5 protein-coding genes are annotated in these 5,344 nt (G+C 70.6%); all 5 read left to right on the plus strand.

All coding sequences use genetic code 11. The features are described from left to right. A partial coding sequence (locus JGS39_RS36470) for an ATP-binding cassette domain-containing protein (protein WP_219574058.1) occupies nt 1–761 on the plus strand: 761 nt, incomplete at its 5' end. Then, the gene (locus JGS39_RS36475; RefSeq protein WP_219574059.1) at nt 758–1,807 is read left to right on the plus strand and encodes an ABC transporter permease; all 1,050 of its coding nucleotides are present in this window, start codon (nt 758–760) and stop codon (nt 1,805–1,807) included. The genes JGS39_RS36470 and JGS39_RS36475, both read left to right, overlap by 4 nt. A gap of 73 nt (nt 1,808–1,880) precedes the next feature. Beyond that, nucleotides 1,881–2,921 carry a substrate-binding domain-containing protein gene (locus JGS39_RS36480; RefSeq protein WP_219574060.1) on the plus strand — a complete coding sequence of 347 codons (1,041 nt, stop codon included), beginning with the start codon at nt 1,881–1,883 and terminating at the stop codon, nt 2,919–2,921. A 68-nt stretch (nt 2,922–2,989) separates the two neighbouring features. Further along, a complete protein-coding gene (locus JGS39_RS36485) occupies nt 2,990–4,228 on the plus strand; it encodes a Gfo/Idh/MocA family protein (RefSeq protein ID WP_219574061.1) in 1,239 nt (412 codons plus the stop codon). A 12-nt stretch (nt 4,229–4,240) separates the two neighbouring features. Then, nucleotides 4,241–5,245, plus strand: coding sequence for a sugar phosphate isomerase/epimerase family protein (locus JGS39_RS36490; RefSeq protein ID WP_219574062.1), 1,005 nt, complete (start codon nt 4,241–4,243; stop codon nt 5,243–5,245). Nucleotides 5,246–5,344 lie beyond the last annotated feature (99 nt).

The raw sequence follows: 5,344 nt of genomic DNA on the forward strand, positions 1-5,344 counted from the left end.
CCCCCGAGGACGGCAGGCCCGTCCCCGCCCCGGTCCTCACGGTCCAAGGCCTCACCAGGAAGGGCGAGTTCGACCCCGTCGACCTGGAGCTGAGGCCTGGCGAGATCGTGGGCCTCGCCGGACTCGTCGGCTCTGGGCGATCCGAGATCCTGGAGACCATCTACGGCGCCCGCAAGGCCACCGCCGGAAGGGTCACGGTCGCGGGCAGGCCACTGCGGTCCGGCAGCGTACGCGCCGCCGTCGCCGCCGGTATCGGCCTCGCCCCCGAGGAACGCAAGGCGCAGGCCCTGCTGATGCTCGAATCCGTCACCCGCAATGTCTCGGTCTCCTCCATGTCCCGCTTCTCCAGGGCCGGCTGGGTCGACCGGGGAGCCGAACGCGAGGCGGCTCGCGCCGCCACCCGCGAACTCTCCCTGCGCCCCGACAACCCGGACACCCCCGTCCGCACCCTCTCCGGCGGCAACCAGCAGAAAGCGGTCCTCGCCCGCTGGCTGCTGCGCGGCTGCCGGGTGCTGCTGCTCGACGAACCGACCCGCGGAGTGGACGTCGGCGCCCGCGCCGAGCTCTACGCCGTGATCCGCCGGCTGGCCGACGAAGGCCTCGCCGTTCTGCTCGTCTCCAGCGAAGTGCCCGAAGTCCTGGGCCTCGCCGACCGGGTGCTGGTCCTCCGTGAAGGGCGCGTCGTCCATACGGCGGACGCCGGGGAACTCGACGAGCACCGCGTACTCGACCTCGTGATGGAAGGGAGCCCGACGTCATGACGCAGCCCGTCTCCTCGGCGCAGCAGAGCGGGCCGGACAAGGCCGCCGTGCCCGTGTCCGTCCCCGCGTCCCCGAAGAAGGACCGGCCCCCGCGTGCCTTCGGGCTGCGCGCGGACGTCCGCAACCTCTCCCTGCTCGGCGTCCTCGCCGCGCTCGTGGTGGTCGGCGGCATCACCGAACCCGACTCCTTCCTGGACACCGGGAACCTCCAGCTCATCCTGACCCAGGCGTCCGTCATCGGTGTCGTCACCGTCGGCATGACCTTCGTCATCATCGGCGGCGGCATCGACCTGTCCGTCGGTGCCATGGTCGCCCTCGCCTCCGTCTGGGCGACGACGCTCGCCACCCAGGACTTCGGCTTCGCGGGCATCCTCTTCACCGCCGTCCTGGTCGGCCTCGGTGCCGGACTCGTCAACGGTGTGCTGATCGCGTACGGCAGGCTGGTGCCGTTCATCGCGACGCTGGCGATGCTCGCTTCCGCCCGCGGTCTGGCCCTGAACATCACGGACGGCAAGACGCAGATCGTCACCGTCAAGTCGGTCCTCGACCTGGGACTGCCGAACGCGTACGTCCTCGGCATCCCGCCGCTGGTCATGATGTTCGCCGTGGTCACCGTCGTCGGCTGGCTGGTGCTGAACCGTACGACCTTCGGCCGGCGCACGGTCGCTGTCGGCGGCAACGCGGAAGCGGCCCGGCTGGCCGGGATCGACGTACGCCGCCAGCGGCTGTACCTCTACCTGCTGTCCGGGCTCTGCTGCGGCATCGCCGCCTTCATGCTGATCATCCTGTCCGGCTCCGGCCAGAACACCAACGGCAACCTGTACGAGCTCGACGCCATCGCCGCCGCGATCATCGGCGGCACCCTGCTCAGCGGTGGCCGCGGCACCGTCGTCGGCTCCGTCCTGGGCGTCCTCGTCTTCACCACGATCACCAACATCTTCGCGCTCAACAACCTGCAGAGCGATGTCCAGCAGATCGCCAAGGGCGCGATCATCGTCGCCGCCGTCCTCGTCCAGCGCAGGACGTCGGCCCACGGGGAGACCTGACCCCCCGTCTCCACCCGTTCGACCCACGCCTGTTCCGCATCCCGTGCCGCATCGGATGAAGGGTTTGACAGCCATGCCAGAAACCAGCCGCAGAGGACTGCTCTTCGGTACCGCCGCAGTCTCCGCGGGCGCCCTGCTGAGCGCCTGCACCAGCAACGACCCCAAGGAGAAGGACACCGCCGCGCAGAGCAACGCGCCCGCCGCGGACGACAAGCCGGGCAAGCCCGTCACGATCGGCTTCGCGGGACCGCAGGCCGACCACGGCTGGCTCAACGCCATCAACGAGAACGCCAGGTCGCGGGCGAAGAAGTACTCGGAGGTGACGCTGGAGACCACCGAGGGCTCCAACGACACCGCAGCCCAGATCGGCCAGGTCAAGACCCTCATCAACAAGAAGGTCGACGTCCTCGTCATCCTCCCGGCCGACGGCAAGGCACTCACCCAGGTCGGCCTGGAGGCCATGCGGGCGGGCATCCCCGTCATCAACCTGGACCGCATCTTCGCCTCGCCCCAGGCCTACCGCTGCTGGGTCGGCGGGGACAATTACGGCATGGGGCTCAACGCCGGTACGTACATCGGCGAACAGCTCAAGGACAAGTCGAACGCCAAGGTCGTCGAGCTCGCGGGAATCGACAACCTGGAGCTGACCAAGCAGCGCAGCAAGGGCTTCGCCGACGCGCTGAAGAACTACTCCAACATCGAGCTGGTGGCCCGTCAGGCGGCCGACTTCACCGTCGAGTCCGGCCAGGCGAAGATGTCCCAGCTCCTCCAGGCCCAGAAGCAGTTCGACGCCCTGTGGAACCACGACGACGACCAGGGCGTCGGTGCGCTCCGCGCCATCCAGCAGGCCGGCCGCGACGAGTTCCTGATGGTCGGCGGCGCAGGGGCCAAGGCCGCCATGGACGCCATCAAGGCCGACAACAGCGTGCTGAAGGCCACCGTTCTCTACCCGCCGACCATGGCGGCGTCCGCCATCGACCTCGCGCGGGCGCTCGGCCAGGCCAAGGGGGTGGCCGGGCTCGCCGAGCTGGAGATCCCGACCAATCTCACCCTCTACTCGGCCGTGGTCACCAAGGAGAACATCGACCAGTACCTTCCGACGGGCTTCAGCTGAGCCGTCTCGCGGGAGGGTGCTGACCCTCCCGCCGCACCCACCGAACCACCGACGAGGAGGAAGCCCGGATGGCCCGTAGGGAAGAGACGGAGCAGGAGGCGGCCGCGCCGCCGACGTACCGGCCGATGGCGAGCGCACCGACGCTCGGGGTCGGCATGGTCGGATACGCGTTCATGGGCGCCGCCCACTCGCAGGGATGGCGCACCGCGGGCCATGTCTTCGAGCTGCCGATGAGACCGGTACTCGCCGCGATCTGCGGACGCGACCGGACGGCGGTCGAGGCGGCCGCCGACCGGCACGGCTGGGCGGCGGCGGAGACCGACTGGCGGGCGATGATCGCCCGGGACGACGTCCAGCTCGTCGACATCTGCACCCCCGGCGACAGCCATGCGGAGATCGCCATCGCGGCCCTGGAGGCGGGCAAGCACGTGCTGTGCGAGAAACCCCTCGCCAACACGGTCGCGGAGGCGGAGGCCATGACCGAGGCTGCGGCGCGCGCCGCCGCCCGCGGCCAGGTCGCGATGGTCGGCTTCAACTACCGCAAGGTGCCCGCCCTCACCTACGCCCGCAAGCTCATCGCGGAGGGCCGGCTCGGCACCCTGCGGCACGTCCGGGCCACCTATCTCCAGGACTGGCTCGTCGACCCCGCCTCCCCGCTCACCTGGCGGCTGGAGAAGGAGCACGCGGGCTCCGGCGCGCTCGGTGACCTCGGCGCGCACATCGTGGACCTCGCCCAATACCTGGCGGGCGAGCTGCTGGTCGGTGTCTCCGCGGTGAGCGAGACCTTCGTCCGCGAACGCCCGCTGCTCGCCGGCCCCTCGGGGGGCCTGGGCGGCGTCGCGGCCGCGGAGGAGTACGGCACGGTGACGGTGGACGACGCGGCGCTGTTCACCGGCCGGCTCGCCTCCGGCGCGCTGGCCTCCTTCGAGGCGACCCGGATGGCGGCGGGGCGCAAGAACGCGCTGCGCCTGGAGATCAACGGCGAGCTCGGCTCGCTCGCCTTCGACCTGGAACGCCTCAACGAACTGTCCTTCCACGACCACACCGAGCCCGCCACCACGGCAGGCTTCCGGCGCATCCTGGTCACCGAGCCCGAGCATCCGTACCTGGAGGCCTGGTGGCCGCCGGGGCACGCGCTCGGCTACGAGCACACGTTCATCCACCAGGCCCGTGACGTGGTGCGGACGATCGCCGAAGGCGCGCCCCCCGCACCGTCGTTCGCGGACGGACTCCAGGTGCAGCGGGTGCTGGCGGCGGTGGAGGAGAGCGCCGCGAAGAACTCCGTACTCACCCCCGTACAGCTCTAGGAGGTCCTGCGCATGCCCCGTCCCTTCACCCTGTTCACCGGTCAGTGGGCCGATCTGCCCCTGGAGGAGGTCTGCCGGTACGCCCGCGACTTCGGCTACGACGGTCTCGAACTGGCCTGCTGGGGAGACCACTTCGAGGTCGACAAGGCCCTGGCCGACCCCGGCTATCTGGAGGGCCGGCACCAGCTGCTCGACAAGTACGGGCTGAAGTGCTGGGCGGTCTCCAACCACTTGGTCGGCCAGGCCGTCTGCGACAGCCCGATCGACGAGCGTCACCAGGGCATCCTGCCCGCCAGGATCTGGGGGGACGGGGAGCCCGAGGGGGTGCGCCGCCGGGCCGCCGAGGAGATCAAGAACACCGCACGGGCCGCGGCGGCCTTCGGTGTGGACACGGTCATCGGCTTCACGGGCTCGTCGATCTGGCACCTGGTCGCGATGTTCCCGCCGGTCCCGCCGCACATGATCGAGCGTGGGTACGAGGACTTCGCGGAGCGCTGGAACCCGATCCTCGACGTCTTCGACGCGGAGGGTGTGCGGTTCGCCCACGAGGTCCACCCGAGCGAGATCGCGTACGACTACTGGACGACGCACCGCGCTCTGGAGGCGGTGGACCACCGTCCGGCGTTCGGGCTGAACTTCGACCCGAGCCACTTCGTCTGGCAGGACCTGGACCCGGTGGGCTTCCTTTACGACTTCCGGGACCGGATCTACCACGTGGACTGCAAGGAGGCGCGCAAGCGTCTGGACGGCCGCAACGGCCGGCTCGGCTCCCACCTCCCGTGGGGCGATCCGCGCCGGGGCTGGGACTTCGTCTCGGCGGGGCACGGGGACGTGCCGTGGGAGGACGTGTTCCGGATGCTGCGGTCCATCGGCTACGAGGGTCCGGTCTCGGTGGAGTGGGAGGACGCCGGCATGGACCGTCTCGCGGGCGCGCCGGAGGCCCTGACGTCGCTGAAGCGGTTCGACTTCGACCCGCCGAGCGCGTCGTTCGACGCGGCGTTCGGCGGCAAGGACTGAGCGTTCCCGGGGGCGCTGCCCCCGAACCCCCGCGCCTCAACCGCCGGAGGGGAACAGTACGCAGCCTCGCCGGCGTCTGAGGCGCGGGGTCCGGGGCGG

Source organism: Streptomyces poriferorum (assembly GCF_019399235.1).
Lineage (GTDB): Bacteria > Actinomycetota > Actinomycetes > Streptomycetales > Streptomycetaceae > Streptomyces > Streptomyces poriferorum.

What these genes read in the sequence shown, in the direction of transcription:
- JGS39_RS36480 (WP_219574060.1), top strand. Translation starts at nt 1,881, where the DNA reads ATGCCAGAAACCAGCCGCAGAGGACTGCTCTTCGGTACCGCCGCAGTC.
- JGS39_RS36490 (WP_219574062.1), top strand. Translation starts at nt 4,241, where the DNA reads ATGCCCCGTCCCTTCACCCTGTTCACCGGTCAGTGGGCCGATCTGCCC.
- JGS39_RS36485 (WP_219574061.1), top strand. Translation starts at nt 2,990, where the DNA reads ATGGCCCGTAGGGAAGAGACGGAGCAGGAGGCGGCCGCGCCGCCGACG.
- JGS39_RS36475 (WP_219574059.1), top strand. Translation starts at nt 758, where the DNA reads ATGACGCAGCCCGTCTCCTCGGCGCAGCAGAGCGGGCCGGACAAGGCC.